General features: G+C 44.1%; 21 protein-coding genes. 11 read left to right on the top strand and 10 right to left on the bottom strand.

Features of this window, described 5'->3' with window-relative positions:
* Nucleotide 1 precedes the first annotated feature (1 nt).
* From BLS49_RS03930 to BLS49_RS03895, 8 genes are all read right to left on the bottom strand, one after another.
* Nucleotides 2–1,636: an amidohydrolase gene (locus tag BLS49_RS03930; protein WP_091226871.1), complete on the bottom strand. Its 1,635-nt coding sequence runs from the start codon at nt 1,634–1,636 to the stop codon at nt 2–4.
* A gap of 44 nt (nt 1,637–1,680) precedes the next feature.
* Complete coding sequence (locus BLS49_RS03925; RefSeq protein ID WP_091226869.1) at nt 1,681–2,466, bottom strand: ABC transporter permease; 786 nt, start codon at nt 2,464–2,466, stop codon at nt 1,681–1,683.
* A complete protein-coding gene (locus BLS49_RS03920; RefSeq protein ID WP_091226868.1) occupies nt 2,463–3,311 on the bottom strand; it encodes an ABC transporter permease in 849 nt (282 codons plus the stop codon). The genes BLS49_RS03925 and BLS49_RS03920 overlap by 4 nt, the downstream gene beginning before the upstream one ends.
* Before the next feature lie 8 nt (nt 3,312–3,319).
* Nucleotides 3,320–4,387, bottom strand: a complete 1,068-nt coding sequence (locus tag BLS49_RS03915) for an aliphatic sulfonate ABC transporter substrate-binding protein (RefSeq protein WP_091226866.1) — start codon at nt 4,385–4,387, stop codon at nt 3,320–3,322.
* Between the two features lie 77 nt (nt 4,388–4,464).
* The gene (locus BLS49_RS03910; RefSeq protein ID WP_091226865.1) at nt 4,465–5,310 is read right to left on the bottom strand and encodes an ABC transporter ATP-binding protein; all 846 of its coding nucleotides are present in this window, start codon (nt 5,308–5,310) and stop codon (nt 4,465–4,467) included.
* Between the two features lie 19 nt (nt 5,311–5,329).
* Nucleotides 5,330–6,361 (bottom strand): taurine ABC transporter substrate-binding protein, encoded by a 1,032-nt coding sequence (locus BLS49_RS03905; protein WP_091226863.1) that lies wholly within the window; start codon nt 6,359–6,361, stop codon nt 5,330–5,332.
* A gap of 18 nt (nt 6,362–6,379) precedes the next feature.
* Nucleotides 6,380–7,186 carry an ABC transporter permease gene (locus tag BLS49_RS03900; protein ID WP_245742259.1) on the bottom strand — a complete coding sequence of 269 codons (807 nt, stop codon included), beginning with the start codon at nt 7,184–7,186 and terminating at the stop codon, nt 6,380–6,382.
* A gap of 59 nt (nt 7,187–7,245) precedes the next feature.
* Nucleotides 7,246–8,631, bottom strand: a complete 1,386-nt coding sequence (locus BLS49_RS03895; RefSeq protein ID WP_091226862.1) for an aminotransferase family protein — start codon at nt 8,629–8,631, stop codon at nt 7,246–7,248.
* Between the two features lie 223 nt (nt 8,632–8,854).
* Here BLS49_RS03895 and BLS49_RS03890 point away from each other — a divergent pair, with 223 nt between their 5' ends.
* From BLS49_RS03890 to BLS49_RS03850, 10 genes are all read left to right on the top strand, one after another.
* The gene (locus BLS49_RS03890; protein ID WP_175471293.1) at nt 8,855–9,580 is read left to right on the top strand and encodes a GntR family transcriptional regulator; all 726 of its coding nucleotides are present in this window, start codon (nt 8,855–8,857) and stop codon (nt 9,578–9,580) included.
* 166 nt (nt 9,581–9,746) lie between these two features.
* Entirely contained in the window at nt 9,747–12,230 is a 2,484-nt protein-coding gene (hpsG, locus tag BLS49_RS03885; protein WP_091226859.1) for a (2S)-3-sulfopropanediol dehydratase, read from the top strand.
* 42 nt (nt 12,231–12,272) lie between these two features.
* Nucleotides 12,273–13,187 (top strand): glycyl-radical enzyme activating protein, encoded by a 915-nt coding sequence (locus BLS49_RS03880; protein WP_091226857.1) that lies wholly within the window; start codon nt 12,273–12,275, stop codon nt 13,185–13,187.
* Nucleotides 13,188–13,440: 253 nt separating this feature from the next.
* Nucleotides 13,441–13,587, top strand: a complete 147-nt coding sequence (locus BLS49_RS24710) for a hypothetical protein (RefSeq protein WP_175471292.1) — start codon at nt 13,441–13,443, stop codon at nt 13,585–13,587.
* Complete coding sequence (locus BLS49_RS03875) at nt 13,588–14,301, top strand: hypothetical protein (RefSeq protein ID WP_091226856.1); 714 nt, start codon at nt 13,588–13,590, stop codon at nt 14,299–14,301.
* A 24-nt stretch (nt 14,302–14,325) separates the two neighbouring features.
* On the top strand, nt 14,326–15,120 hold the full coding sequence (locus BLS49_RS03870; RefSeq protein ID WP_091226854.1) for a hypothetical protein: 795 nt from the start codon (nt 14,326–14,328) through the stop codon (nt 15,118–15,120).
* A 138-nt stretch (nt 15,121–15,258) separates the two neighbouring features.
* A complete protein-coding gene (locus BLS49_RS03865; protein ID WP_091226852.1) occupies nt 15,259–15,705 on the top strand; it encodes a hypothetical protein in 447 nt (148 codons plus the stop codon).
* A gap of 41 nt (nt 15,706–15,746) precedes the next feature.
* Complete coding sequence (locus tag BLS49_RS03860; protein WP_175471291.1) at nt 15,747–20,666, top strand: NlpC/P60 family protein; 4,920 nt, start codon at nt 15,747–15,749, stop codon at nt 20,664–20,666.
* A gap of 29 nt (nt 20,667–20,695) precedes the next feature.
* On the top strand, nt 20,696–21,475 hold the full coding sequence (locus tag BLS49_RS03855; RefSeq protein ID WP_091226849.1) for a phage tail domain-containing protein: 780 nt from the start codon (nt 20,696–20,698) through the stop codon (nt 21,473–21,475).
* Between the two features lie 10 nt (nt 21,476–21,485).
* On the top strand, nt 21,486–24,239 hold the full coding sequence (locus BLS49_RS03850; RefSeq protein ID WP_091226848.1) for a phage tail protein: 2,754 nt from the start codon (nt 21,486–21,488) through the stop codon (nt 24,237–24,239).
* 22 nt (nt 24,240–24,261) lie between these two features.
* Here BLS49_RS03850 and BLS49_RS03845 read toward each other — a convergent pair whose 3' ends face one another.
* On the bottom strand, nt 24,262–24,879 hold the full coding sequence (locus BLS49_RS03845) for a stalk domain-containing protein (RefSeq protein WP_091226846.1): 618 nt from the start codon (nt 24,877–24,879) through the stop codon (nt 24,262–24,264).
* A 135-nt stretch (nt 24,880–25,014) separates the two neighbouring features.
* Between BLS49_RS03845 and BLS49_RS03840 the strand changes: the two genes are divergently transcribed.
* Nucleotides 25,015–25,323 (top strand): hypothetical protein, encoded by a 309-nt coding sequence (locus tag BLS49_RS03840; RefSeq protein WP_091226845.1) that lies wholly within the window; start codon nt 25,015–25,017, stop codon nt 25,321–25,323.
* A gap of 278 nt (nt 25,324–25,601) precedes the next feature.
* On the opposite strand, the gene BLS49_RS03830 is transcribed toward BLS49_RS03840, so the two are convergent.
* Nucleotides 25,602–26,222 (bottom strand): stalk domain-containing protein, encoded by a 621-nt coding sequence (locus BLS49_RS03830; RefSeq protein ID WP_175471290.1) that lies wholly within the window; start codon nt 26,220–26,222, stop codon nt 25,602–25,604.
* Nucleotides 26,223–26,267 lie beyond the last annotated feature (45 nt).

Raw genomic sequence — 26,267 nt, 5'->3', positions numbered from 1 at the left:
GTTACACACCTGCCGTTGTAATGTTGAAATCGATTCCCTGCTGTGCGTATACTTGGCGGCCGCCGATAATTGTTTGCAGAACGGTGATGTTATGTAAACTCAGCGGATCTGCGGTCAGTGGATTGTCAGCGAGTATTACCAGATCGGCCAGCTTGCCGACTTCAATAGAGCCCTTGTCATTCTCCTCGAACGCCTGCCATGCGGCATCTATAGTGACAGCGCGCAATGCCTGATACGGTGTGATCCGGTATTCGGGTCCGAGTTCCCGGCCGCTGGCTGTAAGCCGATTGACCGCAACGGATACCAAATGCAGGGGAGAAGGCGGAGTGATCGGCGTGTCGTTGTGGAGCGAGAACCGGATGCCCCGATCCACTGCTGAGCGAAGTGGACTGATCCGGCGTGCCCGGTCTTCGCCCAGATAAATATCACGGTGGTCATCACCGAAATAATAGACATGATCATTGAAGAAGGAGGGTGTGATTCCTAATTCCTTCATACGGTCCAATTGATCTTCTCGTACTGACTGGGCATGTTCGATACGGTGGCGGGCATCCGGACGCGGTAGCCGCCGCTGGGCTTCGCCGATGGCGTACAGCACATCATCAATGGCCGCGTCGCCGTTGGCATGGATGACCACCTGGCGTCCGGCCGAATGAACAGCGAATACAGCCTGTGCCAGTTTCTCCCGATCCAGCATAGGAAATCCTCTGTACAGCGGATCGTCCTCGGACGGCAGGTGATAAGGATTCGAGAGCCAGCCGGTGTATCCCTGGATAGAGCCGTCCTGAAACAGCTTGGCTCCTTGCGATTTGACCGGGCCGAGTTCGTATTCGACAAGATTCGGAGCATAATCCGACTGAAAGAGCGGAATACTGATCAGCCTGAGATCCAGCAGTTTGCGATTGTAGGCATCCACGAGCGGCTCTGGATCTATGCCTACCGCGATTATGGCGGAGGTGATCCCCTGAGCTACGTACTCGGCGTTGGCAATTCTAATACCTTCTGCATGCTGCTCCGCTGACAAAGGAGGGATATAGGCTTCAATTAATGCGCCGTTCTCCTGAATCAATCCTGTAGGTTCACCGTCCGGGTCACGCTGGATCACGCCGATCGAGGGTGCAGGGGAGTTTTTTGTAATTCCGGCCAGTGCCAGCGCCTTGCTGTTCGCTACGCCCATATGCCCCGAGTTGTGGGACAGCCAGACCGGATGCTCCGGAAAGGCCTGATCCAGCTCATACCGGCTGGGATGCCGTTTCTCCGCCAGCTTGGAAGGGTCGTATCCAAACCCCGTGACCCATTTTCCGGCGGGAAGATTTGCTGCCTTGTCCTTCAAGGCGTCGAGCAGCCCGGATATGCTGCGGATAGAGCCGCGAGGAGGACTCCATAGCGAAGCGGATTGCACCTCCAATATTCCGCTTAACGGAAAATGACCGTGAGCCTCATAAAAGCCGGGAAGTATCGTCTTTCCCTGAAGATCAATTACAGCAGTTTGCGGTCCTGCCAGCTTCAGCAGCTGCTCAGTACTGCCTACTGCAGCGATGCGTTCTCCTTGCACTGCTACTGCTTCCGCAGTTGTTCCTTCGAAATCAAAGGTAAGTACTGTACCGTTGATATAAATTTGTTCCGGATATGCCATTGGGGCACCCGCCTTTCTTCTATTAATATTGTGTGTTAGCAGAATCAACCTTTATAAGCATCTCTCCAGCGGAGCAGCCTGGATTCGAGCATCCGTACGAGGGAGTCGGACAGCTTGCCGACCGCCGCAAATACACCGATGCCTACAAATACTGCGGCGGTCTGGGAATATTGGCGGGCTTCACCAATCATGTAGCCGACTCCGGAGCTTGCGCCCATTAACTCGGCTACCACCAGACAGAGCCAGGCAATACCGAGAGACAGGCGGAATCCGAGCAGAATATTGGGCAGTGCAGCTGGTATGATTAGCTGAAAGATCCGCTGCATCTTAGAGTACTCAAGGATCTGCGCGACCTCATATAGCTTGCGGTCCACCCCTCGTACACCTGCGAATGTATTGACATATAAGGGGAAAAAGGAGCCCAACGCGATCAGAAGCACCTGCGAAAGCTGTCCCACTCCGAACCAGAGAATAAACAGCGGAATGAGGGACAACAGCGGAACCGTGCGCATCATCTGCAAGGAAGGGTCCAGCAGCTCTTCCAGTAGTTTGGAAAGTCCGGCAGCCAGCCCGATGATCAGCGCGATTGAGCTGCCGAGGACAAAACCGGCAGCGGCCCGGATCACGCTGGCTTCCAGATGGGAGAATAGCGTTCCGTTTGCAACAAGTATTATGAATTGTCTCCCGATCTCCCATGGAGTCGGAAGAAGTAATGACCCGGCAACCTGCCACAGAAGTAGAACGGTTAAAGGAAAGAACCAAGCTTGCAGGGAATCCGGCAGTCTGCTGCGCTGCGATGCTTTTTCCTTGGTATTTCGATTCAGATTCATAAGTGTTCCCCCAGATAGCTGTCACGCCAGCGGAGTAGCCGCTTCTCCAGCAGCTTGACCAATGAATCGGTCAATTTCCCGACAATGGCGAAGATGAGGATGCCAACGAAGACGAGAGAAGTGATGGAGAAGTACCGCGCATCCATGATCAGAAAGCCGACCCCTTCGCTTGATCCCATCATTTCGGCCACCACCAGACCAAGCCAAGCCGCCCCCAGCGACAAACGGATGCCGAGCAGAATATTTGGAAGAGAGGCTGGCAGGATCAGCTTGGTAATTTGGCTCCTGCGGTTATATTCGAGTACTTTCGCTACCTCGAACAGCTGGGAGTCCACCGAGCGGATTCCCAGAAAAGTGTTTACATATACCGGAAAGAAGGCGCCAAGCGCAATCAACAGGATCTTCGACCATTCTCCAAATCCGAACCAGAGAATAAAAAGCGGCGTAATGGCCAAATGGGGAACCGTCCGCAACATCTGGATGGAAGGATCAAGCTGTTTCTCCGCAAGCCGCGAGAAGCCAGACCAAAGACCGATCGCTAGTCCGACCGAGCTCCCCAGAAGAAACCCAAGGAAGGAGCGCCATAAAGAGACTCGCAGATGAAAGAAAAGCTCTCCCGATCTGGCAAGATGATAAAATTCTTGGGCAATCACGTGGGGAGTAGGCAGAACGGTGGGACTGATCTGTCCCGCCGTTCCGACAATCTCCCATACCACAAGCGTCAGCACTGGCAATATAATCCCTTTGGCAGAGCTCTTCCATTTGCCTTTCCGGAGGCTGAACAACCCTTTTCGAGGTGTAGCGGATGAGGCAGCCGCATATTCTTTCAATCGGACGTTCTGCATCATCCACCTCAGGACTTCGGTTCGTTGGCAGCATCCTTAATGGCCTGCTCAATAAACTGGTTGTCCACTACTTTGGATACATCAATGGATTTACGGATAGTTTTCTGCTTCAGCTGGAAATCTGCCGTTTCCTGCTGCTGCGCAATAACCTCGCTGCTGATGGGCAAGTTTATAGGTGTAACGCGCTCACGCAGCGCTTTAATGACTGCCGCGTCCACCTGAAATTGCTTGGTATATGTCTGGGTAGCTTCATCCAGATGCTGTTCCTCCCAGATACGGGCTTGTTCATACACTTTTAAGAAGGAGGTTATTAATTCCGGATGCTCCTCAGCAAGCTTCGTACGGGCGATCAGGAAGGACGGGGACAGAACGCCCAGCGCTTCACCATCAGTCAAAACCTTTGCTTTGCCGGTGAGAACATTCGTAGTAATGTAAGGGTCCCAGGTTGCCCAAGCATCGACACCGCCGGTTTCAAAAGCGGGCTGCGCTTCATTCGGCTGCAGCTGGATAATTTCAAGATCGGAGGGTTTGAGTCCAGCTTTGTCCAGACCGCGATACAGGAAGTTAAAAGCGTTGCTGCCCTTGGCAACCGCTATTTTCTTGCCTTTAAGCTCTTCTATGGTAGTAAGCGTGCTGTCCTTGGGTACGATGATGGCCACATTGCTTTTCCCGTCAATAATTTGCGCGATCTCTGTAAAGCCGATATCTGCAGCCTGCGCGGTTACAACCGGCAGATTACCAAGCCCTGCGAAATCCAGTCGGCCAGCGGCAATGGCTTCTGTCATTGGAGGCCCGCTCTGGAATTCAGCCCATTCCACTTTAACGCCGACCTTATCGAATTCTTCCTCAAACCATCCCTTGCTCCGGGCCAATGAGTAGGAACCCGGTCCGGGCTGAATGCCAATCGTTAAAGTCAGTCCGCCGTAATCTTTAACGGCCGGAGAGGGAGCTGCATTGGGAGCAGATGTTGAATTCTCAGAGTTTGGCGCGGTTGTTCCATTGCTGCCGCAGCCTGCCGCCAGAAGCATCAGAACGGTTAATATCATCCACGCTGTGCTTTTTTTGATTAATTTCATTTTTGAATCCTCCTTATATTTAGTACACATTGGAATACTAGGTATTTAGGTGTGTCTGAATGATTTGATCCTTGCTGTCACTCCAAGCTGCTGGTGGAATACAGCTTCTGCTTGTGAATCAGATCAAGAATTTTCTCCCTCATCTCCACAAAGTTCTGAGAATAACGGGTTCGGCTGGGATTTTCCCCGCTAAATTCCCAAGTAAATGAGGTCTTGAATTCCCGGATAATTTGACCGGGGTTTCTCGACATCACAAGCACACGGGTTCCCAGTGACAAGGCTTCATCAACATCATGGGTAATGAATAAAATGGTGCATCCGGTTTCCCGCCATATGTTGCGCAGCAGCATCACCATCTCTTCGCGGGTCAACGCATCCAGTGCGCCAAACGGCTCATCCATCAACAGAACGCGCGGACTGTTGACGAGCGCCCGGGCAATCGCTACGCGCTGCTTCATTCCTCCAGACAGCTCATACGGTTTATGTGCGGCATATTCCAGCAGACCTACCTTGTGCAAATACTCATCGGCAAGCTTCAACCCTTCCTGCTTCGGAATTTTGCGCATCTTCAGTCCAAATCGGACATTCTCCCTGGTGCTCAGCCATGAGTAGAGAGGAGGCTGTTGAAAAACAACTCCGCGATGCCAATCGGGTCCCTTGATCACTTCTCCATCCATTGCAGCGTTGCCCTTTGTCGGGGGGATTAAGCCGGCGATGATTTTAAGCAGTGTGCTTTTTCCGCAGCCCGAGGGACCCAGAAGACATACAAATTCACCTTGATGCAGCTTTAGTCCAATATCCTCAAGCACGTTTGAACTATTGCCAGCACTATAAGCCAGGGATACATTCTCCACGGATATAATTACCTCAGGATTATCCTTCGTAGCTTTTTCCTCCGCAGCCTTCTTCTCCGCTATAGACATGCCGCAAATCCTCCATTCCTTATTTAATTGAGAGCTCAATGTACCTGGAGTTGATTCCCTTTTGAAAGGCCTCCAGTTCCGGAGCTTTTTCCAGTGCTTTTTGCTCCACCAGAAAGTCTGCCGTTGATTTCAGAATGTTTGCCAAATCTCCCTTGCTGTCACCGGTTCCAAAGTATTGTACGGATATTTGTTCACTGGCGGGGAGCCAAATGAGGTCATTGGTTTGCTTCAGCGCCTCGGCTTTATCAATGTTCAGGCCTTTTGCGAGCGCTTCAGCCGCCTCGTCAGGCTTGGTTGTATACAGATCATAGGCCTTTTGCTGGATCTTGATGTATTTCGCCACAATGTCCGGATATTTTCCGGCGAATTCTTTACTGACCACACCGACATCCGCTGTCACAATGCCTTGCTTGGCTAATTCACCGCTGTCGGTTAGAACCTTTCCGTCCTTCAGCAGCTCGCCCAGCACAGGATTCCATACATAAGCGGCATCAATATCACCTCTTTGCCAGGCGGCAAAAATATCATTCGGCTGCATATCCAGAATTTGTACATCTGCAAGTTTGACACCAGCAAGCTCCAGCGCGTTCAGCAAACTGTAATGGGCCGTGGAGCTGAAGGGAACAGCAACTTTTTTACCTGCGAGTTCCTGAATTGAATTCACTTGAGCACTGTTCTTGACCGCAAGAGATTCTGCGGCGCCAATGACATCATGAATCCAGAACACTTCATAATCCAGACCGGTTGCAATGCCAACGGAAGCCGGCGTGCTGCCCATCAGTCCGATATCAATGCTCTTTGATACGAAGGCGTTGTTTACATCCCGTCCGGAATCGAATTTCTTGAAATTCACCGGTACACCCAGCTCATCCTCATACCAATCTTTGGCTTTAGCGACAATTTCGTCGTTGGGAATGTCCTGAAATCCGATCGTAACTGATTCCGGTTTGGATGTCTCACCAGCTTCCTTGCTTTCTCCACATCCGGCAAGCTGCGCCGAGAGTACAAGAGCTAGACCTCCAGCGAGCAAAAGCTTAAGTTTTTTCTTCATTATGATTCCTCCTACGATTTATTCTTTGCCCTTCCACGGTACGACTTTCCGTTCAATCAACCGCAGTATGGCGTCAATCAGCATACCGGTAATGCCCATAATAATGATGCCAACAAAAATAATGTCGCTGCGCAAAAATTTGCTGGCATCCAGAACCATCCAGCCAATCCCCGTTACTGCAGCTACCATTTCGGCCGCTACTAACGTCGTATAGGAGACTCCTATCGCAGTTCTCAGACCCATGAAAATATCGGGCAGACAGGCAGGGAAAACGACGTGAAAGAAAATTTGCCGGCTATCAGCTCCAAGGGTATAAGCTCCGTCAATATAATCCTGCTTCAGCTTGCGCACTCCTGATTCACAGGCGATGAAGACAGGGGCGAAGCCCGCTAAATATAGCAGAGCAGTTTTCGAGGAATCCTCGATTCCCATCCACAGCACAAGCAGCGTATAGTAGGCAAGCGGGGGGAGGGGACGGTAAAATTCGACTAACGGATACAGGATGGCGCGAATTTTAGAATTGTAGCCGCTTAGCAATCCGAGTGGGACGGCAGTAAGGATGACAAGTGTAAATGAGCTTAACAGACGTATCATGCTGTCTTTGAGATGTGTCGGCAGGCTGTTGTCCTTGTAGCCCTCCTGCAGGATTTGAATGAATGCTGCAAATACCCTTCCGGGGGATGGGACCAGAATGTCGGACAGGAGCTTCAACTCTGTTACGGCGAACCAGAATAGAAATAGAATAAGAATAGTGCCTATTGCTAATAGCCGCTCTAAAGTTATTTTCTTACGAATCAAATGTATGAATCTTGCGAGTTTGGTCACCTCATGACTCCTTTCACGGCCAGCATGGAAGGAATGATCACTCTAATCTCCATCCAGTCCTATAGCTGTCTAATGAGCGCTTTCCGCAGCGCATCGACGATCCTGTCGATTCCCTGCGTATCAATGATGAGAGGAGGAGCCATATACAGCACATTGTTATAGCCCGGTACACTACGCATCATCCTGCCGATAATTACACCCTCATCCCGGACGAAGGCTACAACCTGGGCTAATCGGTTCTCCTGGAGCGGCATCTTGGATTTTTTATCCTCCACGAGTTCCACACCGACCAACAGACCCTGCCCCCGGACATTACCGACAATGGGTAATTCCTCAAGCTCCTTCAAACGCTCCATCAAATAGACACCCATTGCAGCGCTGTTGTCCGCAAGCCGCTCTTCCTCAATAATCCGGATGTTCTCCAGTGCCGCTACTGAACTGCCTGCACAGCCCCCGAAAGTGCTGATGTCCCGGAAAAATCCGTTCGGATCGTCTGGCCCGGCTAGAAACCCGTTGAATATTTCTTCCCTCGTAACCGTAGCCGAAATTGGCATATAGCCACTAGCCAGACCTTTAGCCAAGGTAATGATATCCGGCTTCACATCGTAATGCTGGTGTCCGAACAGCATTCCCGTTCTGCCGAAGCCTGTAACGACCTCGTCCATAATCAGCAGCACCTCATAGCGGCGGCAGATTTCCTGCAGCACCGGATAATACTCTGGAACCGGAGGAATGATGCCGCCTCCTGCGGTAATGGGCTCGACGATCACTGCTGCAACAGTATCTTCACCCTCTTGCTGAATCACTTGTTCAAGTGCGCGGGCGCAATCGATGCTGCAGCCGGGATAGCTTTTGCCGAATGGACAGCGGTAACACAGGGCGTGAGGGATTTCAGCGAACCCTTCCGGCAGCGGACCAAAATCCGTCTTGCGCTCCTGTTGTCCGCTGCTGGCCAATGCTGCGAGCGTAGTGCCATGGTAGTCTCTGTTCCTGTATATAATTTTGTATTTCTTCTTGCCGGGGAACTTTGCGGAAAAGTACTGTCTGACCATCTTGAACGATTTCTCATTGGCTTCGGAGCCGCTGTTCGAGAGGTATACTTTCGGCATTTCCGGCAACAGGGAGGTAAGTTTAGCTGCTAGCATGATATAAGGCGGAGTGGCCATTGAACCGGCGTAATAGGGCAATTTTTTCATCTGCTCGCTTACGGCATTCGCGATGCTTTCTCTGCCGTGTCCCACGTTGACTACCCAAACGCCGCCGGACAGACCATCCACAAACTCTTTTCCCTTCACATCCTTCAGCAGATATCCTTTTCCCTCGGCTATAATCGGAGGCTCCTGTGTCTCAAAAGTTTTGTGATTGGTAAGGTGCAGCCACAGGTGATCCCGGTGGAGCTTCACCAGTTCAGCAGCACTTGGTGTGCTGGTTAACGTATGTTTCATAATTGGCCTCCAAATAAAAAATAAAGGCTAAGATACGTCTCCATAGGAGGACGCAGCTTAGCCTTCAGTGATCTGATCAGCTGTATAAGATTGGTTGCTACATAAATTACCACATAAAAATTGAGCCTGTCAACAGGTTGTCCGGACATCCTGATGATGATATAATTTATAATCGCATATGTTTACTGGGAATTATCATATAACAGAAAGGATGATATGTATAGTGCTCGACAGAGGCAATTCGATCCCTTTGCATTTACAAGTAAGGAATATCCTGCGTAACGATATTTTTAAGGGCACATACACCGAGAAAATCCCGCCGGAGCATGAGCTTATGGACAAGTATTCAGTGAGCCGGGCGACGATCCGCCGTGCAATTCGTACACTGATTGATGATGGAATGCTTGAATCACGGCAAGGCTTGGGCACTTTTGTAGCGGTACGGCCCATTGAGGAGTGGCTCGGCAATCTAAGCACGTTTTTCGATATCATTGGCGAACGTGGGCTTACGCCTGATATCAAGGTGTTGAAACAGGGAATCGTGGAAGCACCACAGGATGCGGCCAAAATTTTCGGAGTGACCCATCTGTACGAAACCATCCGGCTGCGCCTTGCGAACGATACACCTGTTGTGCTGGAAACCCAATATTACCCGCTGGAAATTGGAGAGAAGCTGGCTCTGCTGGACCTAAGCAATGTGTCGACCTACGATGTGCTGGAAACAGAGCTTGGACTAAATCTGTGGGAAGCGAGGCAAACGATCGGGGCGATTATACCGGCGGCGGAAGAAAAAAAATTGCTGGGCATGACCGCCGATCCCAGCTGCGCACTGCTGTCCAAGCGTCTGGTGCTGGATCATGATGGAAATCCGCTGGAATATGAAAAAAGCATTTACCGCGCAGATAACTATGCATTTCGAATCCATTTGACCCGGAGAAGAAAGCAGTAAAATGATCCTGTTAGTAGATCAAGTCCAAAAGAGCGAGGGGCAATTTGTGAATTTTTCCAGACATTTGAACAAAATCATTGACAAAATGAACATGACCGCCTTACGATGAAGCACATCATTCGATAAATCCTACCGGATTAGTTAGGATTTAGTAAGGGGAGATATTATGACAGTTCAATCCGTATTGTCGGTGCAAGAACAAAGGCTTCTTCTTCCGCTCGGGGAGCAGACCGTTACTATTCCTGGGCATGAAAGAGCGGGCCGCATTCTTCGTTCATTTCAGAATCAACGACCCAAAATTGATGTCGAACGTGCGCGGCTATTTACCGAATCCTTCAGACAGTCGGAAGGCGAAGCTCTGATTCTCAGATGGTCCAAGGCGCTGCTCCATATTGCCAAGCATATCACCGTCTATATAGACGAGGATCAGCTGATTGTGGGAAGGGGCGGATATACAGGACGTTATGGCATTTTGTATCCGGAACTGGACGGGGATTACCTGGACACGGCGATCAGGGAGCTGCCCAGCCGCGGCCAATCGCCCTTCGATCTTACCGACGAGGATGCCCGTGTTATTGTGAATGAGATTTCACCTTACTGGAAGGGTAAAACATTTCATGAAGCGCTTGCCGACGCGCTTCCTGCCGATACCCTGAAAGTAACCTATGATCCGGAAGACCCGTTGAAATCCAGATTCATCATCAATGAAACCGCATCCTTCCGTTCCTCCATCCAGTGGGTGCACGATTATGAGAAGGTGCTGCGCATCGGCTATAAAGGCATTAAAGAAGAAGCACTGCGGGAGATAGATCAGCTTGATCCGTACAGTCCGGTTGATAACATGGAGAAGCTACCCTTCCTGCAGGCCATCGTAAATGTGTCCGATGCCATTGTCCTGTGGGCCAACCGCCATTCCGAACTGGCTTCAAGGCAGGCCGATGAAGAAAGCAATCCCGTGCGTCAGGCCGAGCTGCGCAAAATTGCCGAGATCAGCGCGCGCGTGCCGGAATACCCGCCCCGCAGCTTCCATGAAGCCGTGCAATCCCAGTGGTTCGTGCAGATGTTCTCCAGGCTGGAGCAGAAAACGGGCACTGTTATTTCAAATGGAAGAATGGACCAATATCTATACCCATATTACCAACAGGATATCAAGCTTGGACATATTACCGATCAGGAAGTGATCGAACTGCTGGAGTGTGTGTGGAATGCGATGGCTCAGTTCCTGGATCTGTACATTTCTCCAACCGGCGGCGCATTTAACGAAGGTTATGCCCACTGGGAGGCGGTAACGGTCGGCGGACAGACCCCGGGCGGACTGGACGCAACCAATGAACTGACTTATTTGATGCTTCAGTCCAAGCGCGAATTTCCTTTGAATTATCCCGATCTGGCTGCCCGGATTCACACCAGATCGCCCGAACGCTACCTGTATGAGGTCGCGGAAACGATCAAGGAAGGTTCAGGCTTTCCCAAGCTGATCAATGATGAAGAAGTGGTGCCCTTGCTGCTGGCCAAGGGGGCAACCTTCGAGGAAGCATACGACTATGCGGTATCCGGCTGTGCAGAATGCCGGATGCCTAACCGTGATACGTACACAAGCCCCTGCGCTTATATCAATTTTGCCGCTGCCATAGAGATGACGCTGCGGAACGGGCAGATGCAGCGCTATCCCGGAGAGATCCTTGGTCTTGAGACCGGCGATCCGCAGAGCTTCGGGTCCTGGGAGCTGTTCTTTGATGCCTATAAAGCCCAGCAGAAACATTTCCTGAAGCATGCCTTTATCCAGCAGCATGCGATTATCCGGCTGCGCAGCAGGCATTTTGCTGCTCCGTTAAGCTCCTCCATGCATAAACTATGCCTACAGAATTTTAAGGACATACATGAACCACATATCGAAGGCGGCATCGACCTTGGCTATTTTGAATTTATCGGTTATGGCACAGTTATTGACTCTCTGGCTGCAATAAAAAAGGTCGTATACGAGGATAAGCGGATTACGATGGGGCAGCTGATTGAAGCGCTCGACCGCGATTTTGAAGGATATGAAGCCATCCGCCAGCTGCTCGCACATGCGCCAAGCTACGGCAATAACGATGATTACGCTGATTCTATCGCCAAGGAGCTGGATGAAGAAGCCTTGAAATTTACACGGAATTATTCCAAGCAGCTTGGGGTTAATCTGGATTTGCGGTATGTTCCTTTTACTTCACATGTTCCTTTCGGCAAGGTCGTCGCAGCGACGCCCAATGGCAGAAAGGCCTACACCCCGCTCGCAGACGGTTCCTCCGCTTCGCACGGCGCAGATAAGAACGGACCGACAGCGGTCCTGCTCTCCAATTTCTACTCCAAGAACTACAACTATCGGGAAAGAGCGGCGAGACTGCTCAACATAAAACTTACGCCATCCTGTGTCGACGGAGAAGAAGGAACCCTGAAACTGGTCTCCTTTATCCGGACATGGAGCGATTTACGCTTATGGCATCTCCAGTTCAACATTATTAATCGACAGACGCTTCTGGATGCGCAGCGGGAGCCGGAGCAATACCGTAATTTGCTTGTGCGAATCGCCGGTTACAGCGCTTACTTCACGGATCTTTCCGAAGATTTGCAGAACGATTTAATCAGGAGAACCGAGCATACAGCAATTTAATGTTGCAATGCGGACAGGCGGGAACGGAAATGGAGAATAGAAATGGAACATCGACAGGTTCAAGGTAATGTCTTCAATATTCAGCGATATTCCCTGCATGACGGACCGGGCATCCGTACCGTTGTGTTCTTGAAAGGATGTCCCTTGCGCTGCAAATGGTGCAGTAATCCCGAATCCTGGGTGACCGCTAGTGAAATGTACTATGATGCAAGCAAATGTATCAGTACAGAAGCTTGCGGATTCTGCCTTTCGGCATGTCAAAGCAGAGCCATAGCGAAGGATTATGACAGCGGGAAGGTAAAGATTGACCGCAGGAATTGTGCTCGCGGATGTCTGGATTGCGCTGCTGTCTGCCCGTCCAGAGCCATCGATGTATACGGAAAGGTTATGTCTGTGGAAGAAGTGCTGAAGATTGCCGATCAGGACAGCATATTCTACCAAAGATCGGGAGGCGGGTTAACGCTGAGTGGCGGCGAAGTCACTGCCCAAATCGAGTTTGCTGAAGAGCTACTAGCCAGGGCGAAGCGTCGCAGAATCCACACCGCGATTGAAACCTGCGGGTACACTTCATGGAACCAATTGGCCCGATTGCTCCCGCATCTGGACATGATTCATTACGATCTGAAATCACTGAACGAGCAGGCTCATCTCCGGTTTACAGGAGTAACTCCATACCTCATCAAAGAAAATCTGAAACGGCTCAGCCAATCGTTCGAGCGAAGCAAAATGGTCGTGCGCACACCCGTGATTCCCGGATTTAATGACTCCGCGGAGGCGATTACTGAGCTCGCCGAATTCGTCGCCAGCCTGGGAGGCATCCGCCATGAGCTGCTGAAGTATCACAGATACGGCTCGGTAAAATATGACTTCCTGGGCAGAACCTATGGACTCGGACAGAAGGAATTAACCGAGGAATTTTTTGCCGTACTAACCGGGATTGTTGCCCAATATCACTAAACGCCGGCTGCTAGTCGGCTTTTTTGCTTGAAAAATACGAACATATGTCCGCTTTTTGTCCAAGGCATGACCCTCTATTAGACTTTTTACGTGTTAAATTTGTAGTGTGGGAAATGGGGGACAGGATGAGCTGGCTGCCAGAATACCAAAAAAATAATTCAAGTTAAGGTCGCTGAATGATCAGTGGCTTTTCTTTTTGGGGAGGGAGATCGTTTGAAAAATAACAATAAAAATCCGCCTGCGTTCGAGGAGATTGAATGGATTCAGCCTGAACATTGCAGGGATTGCATTTGGGGGCGTTTGGAGGGAACCAGACAATTTTGTAGTCTTCCGCGATGTGTCCTGGAGCTACAGGGGAGGTGGAGATGAATCGATGGATGCTGAAAAGGTTGTGATTTAGGTGAGCGATATCGATCTTGAGCTTAAAATGCTGGTTAATATTCCAATTGAGCTTGAAGGGGCAGGCTTAATCTATCTTCCAAGTCTAAAAAAAATTGCTCAGACAGGGTTCAGTACCTACAATCAATTGCTCTCCATTCTTCTTATTGATAGGAAAAGCATCGCTCATTCTATCGATGAAAATGTTACTGAATTCGACATCCTGTATGCAAATTGCTTGCATAATAAATCGTTTAGGGAGTTAGCATTTCAAGCATTAAGTCTCTTTTTTTGCACAGATCCGGAAATCGTGGAGGAAAAGGAACGCTATTTTATTCGACTCGGGAAGGACGGTATTCTCGACTCAACCAATTTTAATTTCTTCCAGAGAGTATTGTATCTAGCTAATCACTTAAAGAGTGAGAATGAACCGGAATTTAATCCGGTGAATTCAAAGGCTCAGGAAATGATTAACCTTATTCTAAAGGCCAGGAAGAAGCAGCATAAGCCTAGAGAGAAAATGGATCTGTTGAGCATTGTATCGGGACTTGCGTGGAAACAGAATGGAATCAGCATGCAGGAAGTTTTTGAACTAAATATTTATCAGATATATAATGGTTTCTTTTTTACTAACAGCATCGATCATTACCATCATACGTTAACTGGCATATACGCCGGAACAGTGGATGGAAAAAGTGTAAAAATGTCTGATATTCATTGGGCAAATAAAATCTAATTAATTTATAGGAGTGATTTTTTTATGACAACACCAAATGTATGGGCAGTACGCGAAGTAGCACTTGCAACTTTTTATGATTTGACTACCAATAAAGCACGCATTCAACTTAATAACTTAAAAACCTCCGGTTTGGAAAATACCGCAGAGACGATTTATTCTCTCGGCGGGCGCGGCAATGCGAAAATTGTTGGTTTCTCTGGTAACCGAGGAGGACGTGTAACGCTTCAGGATGCGGTGTTCACGAACGAAGTCATTGCGATGATGACGGGAAATGACATTAAACCAGGTGCCAAGAGCATTTACCAGAAGGAAATTCTTAAGGTGGAAGGTGACAAGGCTACACTTAAGTTTACTCCTGTAAATGCAGTTAACGGATTGATCAGTGTGTACACTCTACATGCTGATGGTACACATGATGAGGAAATCGGTTTTGCTTCTGATTTAGCCTCAAATAAATATACCCTGACTAATAAGGAGATTAGCTTTAAATCTGGAGATCTGGCTAATGGTACTGAAATTGTTGCTTACTATCAAGTCGCAACAGATACCTCTGCAAAAACCATCACAGTTTCGTCAGATAAATTTGCAGGTACTTACAAGGTAGTTCTGGATTGTCTTGTCCGCAACATTGTCGATGAGAAGGATTACGCCGCTCAAATTGTAATCAATAAAGCGAAGATGGAAGACAATTGGTCCATTACAATGGCTGCCACAGGTGACCCTTCCGTGTTTGATATTCCTATGGAAATTCTAAAGCCGGTTAATGGAACAGAGCTTTACACGATGACGGTATATGACGAATCGCTTCTTGCCTAAATAATATTTGGAAACGGGAATTAAGCTTGCTTGATTCCCGTTTTTTTATAGGTCATTTTATAGAGCTTTCTTTTTTCAAGAATGCTGTACTGAGTGGCCTATTTGTAGATACTAATAACCTTTTAGGAGTGAATGAAAATGACAAAGAATCAGAATAAAAAACTTACTGCATCGGGCTTGAAAAGTTTGGAATCCAATTTAAATGAACGTAAAACGATTTTTGTTTATGGCGGTCAGTTTGCTGTAACGATAAGTGTCGTTTTTCGTGAATCAATGATCGAAAATGTACTTAAAGCTTATTTGTCAATTTTAAATGAGCTGCAAGAGCATGGAGAAGGCGATGAGGATTTAATTAGAGGATCATTGGGGATATTTAATACTCTGGTATTGAGAGAGTTTACAGATCTCCCTATTCCTAAATCGAATGATCTGAATCGCTTAATTACCGTTACAAACACTTTGCTTGATACAGGAATTATGAAAGAGGTATATGATGCAATTTCTCCTCAGCAGTTACTTAAGATTGAAGAAAAGTTGAAGTCTGTTCAAAGTAATTTTGATCAGGTTGTGAAAACAATAGAGTAGCATTTTATTGTTGTAAATTTCATGAAAAGGAGTGAATGCTGATGTCTAATAATTTGAAAATGTTGATTACAGCAGGGCTAGATACAGAAAATTCAATCAAGACTATAAATTCAAATCTTAAAGCTCTCGCCAAGCACCCTGCACTGCAAAAGCTGCTAATTGAAATCAAGATGAATGATAGCTATACTCGCTCCGCTAACCATTTTCTTAACGTGATTAAGTCAATGAATGAAGCTATAGCAGAAGGAACGGTTGAACTCAACAGGCAAATCAAATCTGTTCAATCCTTAAAGAAAAGTATAGAAGATTTGCCTGCTGCAGGCTCAAAAGCGAGTAGCTCAACCAAGACGGATTCTTCATCTCTGAAGAGTCTGGCTGATCAGGCAGGAAAAGATATCGAGGGTGGGTTTCGAGGTACAGCAGACAGCATTGTTAAGAACGAGGACATAATACAATCATTATCCTTAAAGGTCGCCCAAGCCGGATTGCGATTTGAATCATTATCATGGTTTACTAATTTATATACAGGTTCCGCTGCATCTGCAAGATTAGCTACGATTGCTCTGCAAGGTGCGATGTCTATGGGACTATCCCTTGCTATTAGTGGAGTCACCTGGGCTCTTTCTGCAATGGTTGAGGCTATTGCAAAATCTCGAAGAGAATCAGCTGAAGCAGTTAAAATTAACTATAGTCAGATAGAATCTCTTCGGGAACAAAAGCAATCCATTATTGAATTAAAAACGGAAATGGAATCTCTTCTGCAAATGGATGATAGAGGGGATTTAAATACTGAGGGAAAACAGCGTTTACTGGATATTCAGACACAATTAGTTGAACAATACGGGGTTGCTGCCAACAAAATAGATGCGGAAGGAAGAGCGTATTCGGATTCCATTTCTTCCATAAATGAGAGGACAGCAGCTTTAGAGAAACAGATTCAAATGGAGGAACAGCTCAATCGTTCAAAATTAATTGCAAAAGATTCAAAGAACACCAAAGAAATCAAAAATGCACAAGAAGATGTTAGTGAATATACAGAACGTGTTGGAAACACCAAAAAACAAATTGAAAAGCTGGAAGAAGATATTAAATCAGGGAAAGTATCCTCTGACCAGCTTATGTACACAGGTGAAATAGTATCTGAATATGGGAATTTATCAAGATCAGATAAATTCTGGGATCAAAAATTATTGTCAGAGCATTCTTATACTCCCCAAAAATTGTTAGAGGCTTATAATCAAGAATTAGCTGAACTGAAAGTCAAATTGGACGAGTCCACTACTCAGTTAAATACAAGCTTATTTGATCGAAAAGAAACCTTAAACGCAAGCACCAATAACTACGTAAATAGTTTGATAGAAAATGGAACGCAAATTTCGGACACTCAGCGTTCGTTTATTCAGGAAATTGTGAACTCTATCTCAGGAAATGGATCCACTGTAATGGAACAGGAGGATCAGCTTGAAGAAATAATTAACGGTATGGTCTCAGGTAACCTAGAGGAATTGATTACTTCATATCATGATTTAGTTAATCAATTCGATCAAAACCCATCGACTACAGATAATACCAAAATTCAGGCCATCCGTTTACAGGTAGAAGAGTTAATTGAATCTGTTACAAATGGGAAGACAGTTTCTAATGATTTTATGGGTAAGATTCTTGCCCAATTCCCTGATGTAGATCAAAAAGCATTTTCTATGCAGGATGCGATTGAAGACATCCAATCTTCCTATGAAAAGGCTGCAGAAAAAATTTCTATATATAACCACCTGTTGAATGAGAATTCCTCTGAAAAAGGATTGAATGCAGAGAAAGTAGCTAAACTAATCAAAGAAGATCAATCATTGATTGATCTATTTTACGTTGAAAATGGAATTATCAAGCTAAACACTGATTTGGCTGAGAAGCAGCGTACAGAGCAAATACAAGCTTTAAAAGATTTAACAAGAGCAAGAAAAGATGATCTGATAGCAGCCAATCAAGTTTTAACTCAAAAGCTTCTGGCCTATGGAATTGAATTAAATGCGATAGATTCTCTTGAAGATGCAATAGAAGCCAGAGAAAAATTAGATGATACTAATATAGGTTTAGAGGGTACGGATCCAGGAAGCATATGGCTTTACAAAATAAATCAATTTAATAAAAAGGAAGGGCAAGAGCTTATTGATAGTTTTATTGAGCTCTTTAAAAATTCAGCAATATTAGAAGAATCCTTGAAAACAGTTGGGAAAAGCTTAGAAGAGGATTTAGGATCTAGTGCGGAATCAGTTAGTGAGCAATTGTCTGAACTTCAAAAGAAGCTATTAGCCGTTGATGATGCTATTAATAGGAATGCCCATAAGAGGGAACGATATGCTAAATCATCACAAAAGTATCGGGATTCATTATTGGAGGAGAATAGGCTCCTCGAGCAAAAGAAGAAGCTGATTGAGCAAGATACAAAAAATAATAGTAATTCAACTTATATCCCGGATCAAGTTCATGCCGTCAATAATGGAACTGCTTCAGTATCAAATTCTGGGGTTTCAGCCATGCTTAATGAGGCGGTTGGTCTTCAAGGTAAATTCGCATATGCGAAAGTCTCTGGTGAATATAAAGGAACATATGAACAGTTTGTTAATGGTGCGATTTCTGATTGCTCTCAATTTGTTCAGGAAATGTTCAAGGAGTTTCTGAATATCAAGCTTCCTCGAACTTCAGCACAGCAAGCTAAGGTAGGCCAATCCATTGATAAAAAGGATTTACAGCCTGGAGATTTGGTGTTTTTTAACGATGGATCTGGGAAAAAAAACGTTTCACACGTAGGAATTTCTATGGGAAATAATAAGTTTATTCAGATGGGAACTAATAATGGGCTTAAAGAGGCGGACTTAACCAGCAATTATTGGTCTTCAAGATACTTAAGCGCAAAACGGATTGTTGGGGCGGTATCCCCGAATTATAAAGGATCTTCCGGGAAAACTGGAAGTAATGATAATAATTATAAAGATAAATCACAAGAGTGGCTTGCTACCGATAACCAAATTTATCTTAATAATTTGGATACTATTAACAGTAATAATGCTACCTTTGATAAGAAAATTCGAACTCAGGACGGATTGCTGGAAAAGTCTAAGGCAACGCAAATGAAATTCACAGAAGATTCTGATAAGTATCGATTTGAAGAGAGTAAGCAAATCGACATTTTATTAAATAAACGTGAACTTCTTAGTGCTAAGGCTGATGCAATCGAAGCATCCATGAAGGAATTTAACATTGAATCCGACGATTTGGATGCAATGCTTTTTGAACTTGGTCAAAGTGCCGATGAGATTACACAAGAAATACAGTCTAAACGAATCAAATTAGTTAATAGTGATCTTGAGAAATTTTCCAATAAAATATTAGATGGAGAATATCAGCTTCAGTTATCACGTAACAAAATGCTGGAGTACAGTGAAGGCTCATCTGAATATTCTAAAGAGCTTTATAATCAGGTGGCCCTTACCAAAGATCAAATTGCAGTAAATAAAGAAGCCATTGCTTACATTTCACAACAATTAGAAGATGAACAGCTTTCTGTTAAAGTTAAGGCTGATTTGCAAGATAAGCTGGAGCAATTGACTCTGGATAACTACGAATATTCACAATCCATTCGTGATATTAACGAATCTTATGCTGATTCGGTTATTTCTAATTATAAGAAGATGCTTGAGAAGAAGCGGGAGCTTGAGCTTGCAGAAATCGAAAAGAGCAAACAATTGGAAGATGAACGGCATAAAGAGTCAATGAAAAACTTGGATGATGAGCTGGAGTTGTTCGAGAAAGTCATCAATGCGCAGCTTAAACAAATGGATCGTGAATTTTCATCTGTTGATTATGATAAAGATCTTAATAAGAAATTGAAAGAGCGGCAGGATATTGTCAATCAAATCAATACTTTAGCATTGGACGATTCATATGAAGCCAAAGCAAAAAGAAAGTCACTGGATGAGCAGTTGATTAATAAGGATGAAGAGATCAGTAATTTTAGACAGGATAGGGAAAGGGAGCTAAGAAAAGAAAACCTCTCTGACCAATTAGAAGATAAAAAAGAGCAAATAGGAGTTCAGAAGGATCTTGAAGACGAGTATCATAATGGTTTAATTGATAAATGGGAGAAAGAAAAGGAAGAAAAAGAACAACTCTACAAAGGTATGCTTGAAGATGAGAAGGTGTTTTATCAGATGAAGCAAGACTTGCTTAGTAATGATGCTATCATTGTTGCAAGTCGTATTAATGAGATTAAAGGTGAGTACGGAGTGTTTTTTCAGTTTTTACAAGATCAAATGCTAAATGTAGGAACATCTGCTGAAATTCTTGGTACGAGGCTGTTAGAGAATTTGGAATTTGAATATCAGCAGGATAGCTTAAAATTAGATCAGAGTCCAGCTTTGAATGCTGGAACTACTGGTGCATCAGCACAATCGGCATGGAAATCCTATTTGGAAAATAAAGATGAAGCTGAAAAGATTAGAAAGAAAATGTCTACTATGGATAATAAAAATTCAGCAGAGTACAAACAGATGGAGAAGAGTTTTAAAAAATTACAGGCTGAAAACGATGCTTATCGTAAAACTTATCATTTTCCTGATGGTAGCTTTGATGAGTTACAAAAAATGAAACCATTTTCGGCTGAGTCTGGTGGAATGACGCCGGCTTACACAGAGGGTAAGTTCCTACTTGCTCATGAGAAAGAATTAATACTTAACAAGACAGATACAGCAAATTTGCTTACTGCTGTGGACGTTACACGAAGCATATTCAAAGGAATCAAGAATATTACTTCTTCATTCATGAATATTTCTGCTCCCGCAGCTGCTGTGCCTGGTGGAGATGTGAATATGTATATCACGATAGACAAGCTGCAGGGCAATGAAGAAGGAGCTAATACATTCTTTAGCATTATTCAGAAAAATTTTAAAAAATCAGGGATTTAAAATTATCTCTTTTATTTGAGGTGAAATCAATGACAATTGCTGAAAGCTTACATTTTGTATATGACGGAATTCGAAGTGATGAAATGGGCTTAATTAATGTCAATATGAGCACAGGAATGCAGGAGCAACCTTTTCTTCCTGAGCAGAATCTTAAAGAAATTACTGTTCGCGGCAGAGACACCCCTTATTTTATTGAAACAGAACGAAAACCGTTCACTCTGTCACTGAATTTTGCTTTTACAGAGCATTTTGACAATGAACAGTTGAACAAAGTAGCTAACTGGTTAGGTAATCAACCTTACTATAAACCGCTTTATTTTTCAGATCATTTGGATAAGTGGTATTACACTCTTTATACTGGGGAGGCCAAACTGCTGCATAATTGTTTGAAGCAAGGCACTGTACAAATTCAAATGAGAAGCATGAGCCCATATACTTACTCTCCTGTTTATGAGTCCGATCTGTACGATTTTTCAAGAAACTCTTCTTCGGGAAGCAAATTAATGATTGAAAATAAAGGGAACATGACATGTAAGCCCGTTTTGTCGATTCGCAAGATCGGAGATGGTGAGCTATCCATTGTAAATTTGTCGAATCAAGGAAAAACCTTTCGAATAGTAAATTTACGGGCGGATGAGGAGCTTATCATTTATTCAGAGCAAGAGGAGATTGTTTCCAATATTCCGCTTACTTATCATTTTGACGATGCATATGGTGATTTTCCATGTTTAGTCGAGGGCGCTAATTATTTTAAAGTCTATGGAGATTGCCAATTGAAATGGAAATACCAGTTTAGATATGTAGGATAGAGGTGAGAATGTGATCGACTTAATGAATACAGAGCTTATTATGGATACAGAATTAATTAAACCAAAGCTGTTTTTATGTAAACCGGATTTACGAAGATCAACGTACCACAAGCTTGCGGAGGCATTTCATATCAAGCAAACAGTCAGTTTAGGAAATATAAATGAACTATCCTTTGAGCTTCCTTTATATATTACAGGCTTGGGCGGTATTTTGAAGAAAAATACTCATCTTGATTCTGTGAGGCCCCGTTTTTTACTTCGTTTTGAGAAGGGGAGCTACAAGGAATATTATATTATCGATAAAATTGAAAAGTCTTCTAATGATAGAGACTCCGTATTTGTGCAATGCTTTAGCTTAGGCTATGAGCTCAATTCAAAATTAATCAAGGATTACAGTGTCGAATCATATAATATTACTGCGATACTCAGGGATCTATTGAAACAAAGTATTTGGAACATTGGCTACATTGATGTGCAATTTGATTTAAAATATCGATCCTTTGAGCATAGCGGCTCCGTTCTTGAAGGTGTTCAAAAGCTGGCGACGACCTTTCATTCTCTTATTGTGTGGGATACGAACAACAGGCAAATCAGCTTCTATGATCCTGAGCATTTTGGTCAAAATAAAGGCTTCCGCACTTCATTTGGCAGGCTGATGGAGGATGTGACGCAAGAAGCAAATTTCGATGAGTTTTGTACTCGTTTGAAGCTATTTGGCAAAGACGGACTTTCCATACAATCGGTGAACCCGTTGGGAACGAATTTTATTCAGGATTTTTCGTATTTTATGTATCCTTTTCAGCAGGACAGTCAAGGCCATATTATTTCACATAGTGATTATTTAAGCGATAATCTATGCATTAAGCTGATTCAATACGAAACGTTAGTGAACTCTAAATCCAGTTCATTCCAGGCTTTGTTAACTCAAAAGAGTAATATGGAAGCAGATCTTAGTGTAAAAGAAAATGAGTATGCAGTGTTGTATACACAGCTTCTGGTCATTGAAGACAATCTGGATACGGCTAACGGAACAGGTCAATCAACTAGTGATCTTATTCAACAGAAAAAGAACAAGTCAAGTGAACTGACCCAAAAGCAGGCTCAAATAGACTCATTAAGTCAGGAAATCAGTGTTACAGAACAGTCCATTAAGGCCTTGAAGGATCAACTGAACATGGAAAACAATTTTACGGCCGATGAATTAAAAGAGCTAAATGCATTTATTATTGAAAAGGAATTTTCCAGCGACATCTATGATGATCCGATGGATCTCCTTGAGGATGGGAAAAGAGAATTTGAGAAGCTTAGAGAGCCCAAGCTTGTAGCCAAGGTATCGCTCATTAATTTTTTTGAAATATTGACTGAACAGCATCAGTGGAACAAGCTTGTGGTCGGCGATATGATTACAGTTGAGCACGAGAAGCTCGGGATCAGCATGAGGGCAAATGTCACAGAAATAGAGTTTGATTATGAGGAATCATCGATTGATGTTACGGTATCCAATGCCAAGGAACTATTGACTGACGAGGATCGCTTTTTACAAAATCTATATAAATCAGTGCATTCATCCAATGTAGTCGATATGAGCAGAACAAAATGGGATGACGCCACAACGACAGCTAACGAAGTTGCTTCGGTTATTGATAATACCTGGAATGCTGTTGAAAGGGATATCGTAGCCGGGGTAAATGAATCGGTGGAGATCAGCCGTAAAGGGATTCTGATTAAAGATCCTAACGATCCTGACAAATACATTGTGATGCAGCACGGGCAAATTGCTCTTACACAGGATGGCGGTAACAGCTGGAAGACAGCTATTTTACCGGATCGGATCGTAGCTGAGCGAGTAATGGGAAAGCTTTTAGCCGGGGTTAATCTGCAGATCGATGCAACGGATGCGGCCGGTAACAAGACCTTTAGTGTAAATCAGACCGGTGTCAAAATCATGGGGCTTGCGCTTACGATTGAAGGGGGGCTGCCAGCCAATCAGCTAGATCCACAGTTTAAAGATGGCTTGGTTCAGATGGGACGGGCGTATAATGGGGTAGTCATTGACACAGCCAATGGCCTGGTCATCACTACAAATAACAATTTGGTGCGAACAAAATTAAACGCTACAGAAGGCTTTTCCTTTGAAAAATATACATCAGGACAATGGGTTAAAGAGTTATTCTATGATGTATCCAAGGGAAACCTTGTCATACGCGGAGAAATCGATGCCCAAGGCTTGAAAGTCAAAGGCAAGGATGTTCTCACGACCGATGACAAAATAAAGGTATCCGCCATTGAAGATCTGGTAGTAGGCGGAAATGTGAGAATGGGGCCTAATGCGACGATAAGCTGGGGGCAGGTATCAAATCAACCATATATCCCTGTATTACCCAGTTACATTCAGCACACAAAAATTGGTTCCACATATATTGAATCGCCGACAATAAGCGCCGGGACGATGAACGCAACAAAAATAAATGGTGCAGAGATCAGAGGCGGTAGCATAACCTCTAACACAACTATTGATGTGACGACTGATTTGAAGATTGGGAATAATATAATTTTTATGGACGGTCAAAGTACCATTCCACAAACTATCGTATTTCCGGGGAGAGGGAGTATTACGTTTAATACAAATGGAATGGTGATATCTGGATTTCAAGAGCTTAAGTTGGTGGCGGGTTCCGTAGTAATTGATTCAGGAGAAGGATCTCAAAAAGTTGCAACACAACCTTGGGTTTTGGCCAACGTAGAATATGCTAAATTTAAATAGAAGTAAAGCAACACCTGTTTTTTTAATTTACAGGTGTTGCTTTACTTCCACTGAGATCAAATATGTATCTTTGGAATTGGCTTAATTGCTCTTTAGTAAGATATTGTAAATAAAACGATTCTGGACGATAGAAATTCCCATCGTTATCAGTGTTACTTGGCTTTTGATTTATTATAAGTTCTTTTTCACTTTCACCAACCCTAATAACAATTTTATTATTTTCAAATCTGACATATTGTATTTTAAACACTTTTTCAACTTCAGTACTCAGATAATAAATCTCACTTTGTTGAGTTTGAGACTGTTCATTTTTAACAGCTTCGCCAGTTGTTGTTTGTTTGTTAGGGTTGCTATCAACATTTTCACTACCTGAATCAACAATATTAATGGAATCACTAGCCTTGTCATAACTAACATTCATACCTAGTGCCCGACCTATCTCTCCAACAGGTAAATAATTCAGATTATTATAATTGATAGGTTGAGCATTAAGTTTGACTTTTTCTCCATTCACAACAACATTGACTGAACTATTAATCTTGGCGGTAATGGACTTTACAGTTTGTGCAAACACGGGACTCGCTACAGATAGGGCTAGTCCTAGAATCAGACCAAAAGACACATAGCCTAGTTTCTTCATATTTATTAGATTCACTCACTTTCAATTGTTTTATTTAGGTATTTTTACCTGCAAGTATATCTTACACAATAATACGTTTATTTTCCATTTTTTTATGCTCTCATATTCCGATATATTCATCGTAGATGATTTTGTTTGACTGACGAGGATCGCTTTTTACAGAATCTATATAAATCAGTGCATTCATCCAATGTAGTCGATATGAGCAGAACAAAATGGGATGACGCCACAACGACAGCGAACGAAGTTGCTTCGGTTATTGATAATACCTGGAATGCCGTTAAAAGAGATATCGTAGCCGGGGTAAATGAATCGGTGGAGATTAGCTGCGGAAATGTGAGAATGGGGCCTAATGCGACGATAAGCTGGGGTCAGATATCAAATCAACCTTATATTCCTGTATTACCCAGTTACATTCAGCAGACGAAAATTGCGGCAGCATAACCTCTAACACAACTATTGATGTGACGACTGATTTAAAGGTTGGGAATAATATAATTTTTATGGATGCTCAAAGTAGTGCTCCACAAACTATCGTATTTCCTGGGAGAGGGAGCATTACGTTTAAAACCAATGGTTTGGTTATATCTGGATTTTCTGGGATAGAAATAGTTTCTAGTTCTGTGGGAATCAATTCTGGTATAGGATATGAAGAAATAGCAACCCAACCGTGGGTTTTAGCTAATGCAGGCTCTGCGAAGTTTAAATAACAACACCTGTATTTAGTTTACAGGTGTTGTTATACTTGTATTAGAGTCATATGTGTATTTTTGGAATTTATTTAGTTGCTCTTTGGTAAGGTATTGTAGGTAAAATGACTCTGGGAAGTAAGAATTACCTTCTTTATCATGTACACTTTTCATCCGATTTATTGTTAGTTCTTCTCCACTGCTTCCACCAACCCTAATAACTACCTTACTATTTTCAAACCTAACAAAGTAAGTACTAATTTCGTTTTCAACTTCAGAAATTAAATAATAAATCTCACTTTGTTGAGTTTGAGACTGTTCATTTTTAATAGATTCGTCAGTTGTTGTTTGTTTGTTAGGGTTGCTATCAATATTTTCACTACCTGAATCAACAATATTAATGGAATCACTAGCCTTGTCGTAACTAACATTCATACCCAGTGCCCGACTGATCTCTCCAACAGGTAAATAATTCAGATTATTATAATTGATAGGTTGAGCATTAAGCTTGACTTTTTCTCCGTTCACAACAACACTGACTGAACTATTAATCTTGGCGGTAATGGACTTTACAGTTTGTGCAAACACGGGACTCGCTACAGATAGGGCTAGTCCTAGAATCAAACCAATAAATAAATAGCCTATTTTTTTCATAAGGTCACTTCTTTCTATAAAGGGTGTCTTTTCTATATAGAGTTT

The sequence above is a fragment of the Fontibacillus panacisegetis genome, from assembly GCF_900102215.1.
GTDB classification, from domain to species: Bacteria; Bacillota; Bacilli; order Paenibacillales; family Paenibacillaceae; genus Fontibacillus; species Fontibacillus panacisegetis.
The sequence above is the reverse complement of the archived record's forward strand: the minus strand, read 5'-3'. Positions and strand labels throughout refer to the sequence as shown.

Coding starts and splice junctions, on each gene's coding strand:
- BLS49_RS03930 (WP_091226871.1), bottom strand. CDS start 1,636: ATGGCATATCCGGAACAAATTTATATCAACGGTACAGTACTTACCTTT.
- BLS49_RS03925 (WP_091226869.1), bottom strand. CDS start 2,466: ATGAATCTGAATCGAAATACCAAGGAAAAAGCATCGCAGCGCAGCAGA.
- BLS49_RS03920 (WP_091226868.1), bottom strand. CDS start 3,311: ATGCAGAACGTCCGATTGAAAGAATATGCGGCTGCCTCATCCGCTACA.
- BLS49_RS03915 (WP_091226866.1), bottom strand. CDS start 4,387: ATGAAATTAATCAAAAAAAGCACAGCGTGGATGATATTAACCGTTCTG.
- BLS49_RS03910 (WP_091226865.1), bottom strand. CDS start 5,310: ATGTCTATAGCGGAGAAGAAGGCTGCGGAGGAAAAAGCTACGAAGGAT.
- BLS49_RS03905 (WP_091226863.1), bottom strand. CDS start 6,361: ATGAAGAAAAAACTTAAGCTTTTGCTCGCTGGAGGTCTAGCTCTTGTA.
- BLS49_RS03895 (WP_091226862.1), bottom strand. CDS start 8,631: ATGAAACATACGTTAACCAGCACACCAAGTGCTGCTGAACTGGTGAAG.
- hpsG (WP_091226859.1), top strand. CDS start 9,747: ATGACAGTTCAATCCGTATTGTCGGTGCAAGAACAAAGGCTTCTTCTT.
- BLS49_RS03880 (WP_091226857.1), top strand. CDS start 12,273: ATGGAACATCGACAGGTTCAAGGTAATGTCTTCAATATTCAGCGATAT.
- BLS49_RS03870 (WP_091226854.1), top strand. CDS start 14,326: ATGACAACACCAAATGTATGGGCAGTACGCGAAGTAGCACTTGCAACT.
- BLS49_RS03865 (WP_091226852.1), top strand. CDS start 15,259: ATGACAAAGAATCAGAATAAAAAACTTACTGCATCGGGCTTGAAAAGT.
- BLS49_RS03860 (WP_175471291.1), top strand. CDS start 15,747: ATGTCTAATAATTTGAAAATGTTGATTACAGCAGGGCTAGATACAGAA.
- BLS49_RS03855 (WP_091226849.1), top strand. CDS start 20,696: ATGACAATTGCTGAAAGCTTACATTTTGTATATGACGGAATTCGAAGT.
- BLS49_RS03845 (WP_091226846.1), bottom strand. CDS start 24,879: ATGAAGAAACTAGGCTATGTGTCTTTTGGTCTGATTCTAGGACTAGCC.
- BLS49_RS03830 (WP_175471290.1), bottom strand. CDS start 26,222: ATGAAAAAAATAGGCTATTTATTTATTGGTTTGATTCTAGGACTAGCC.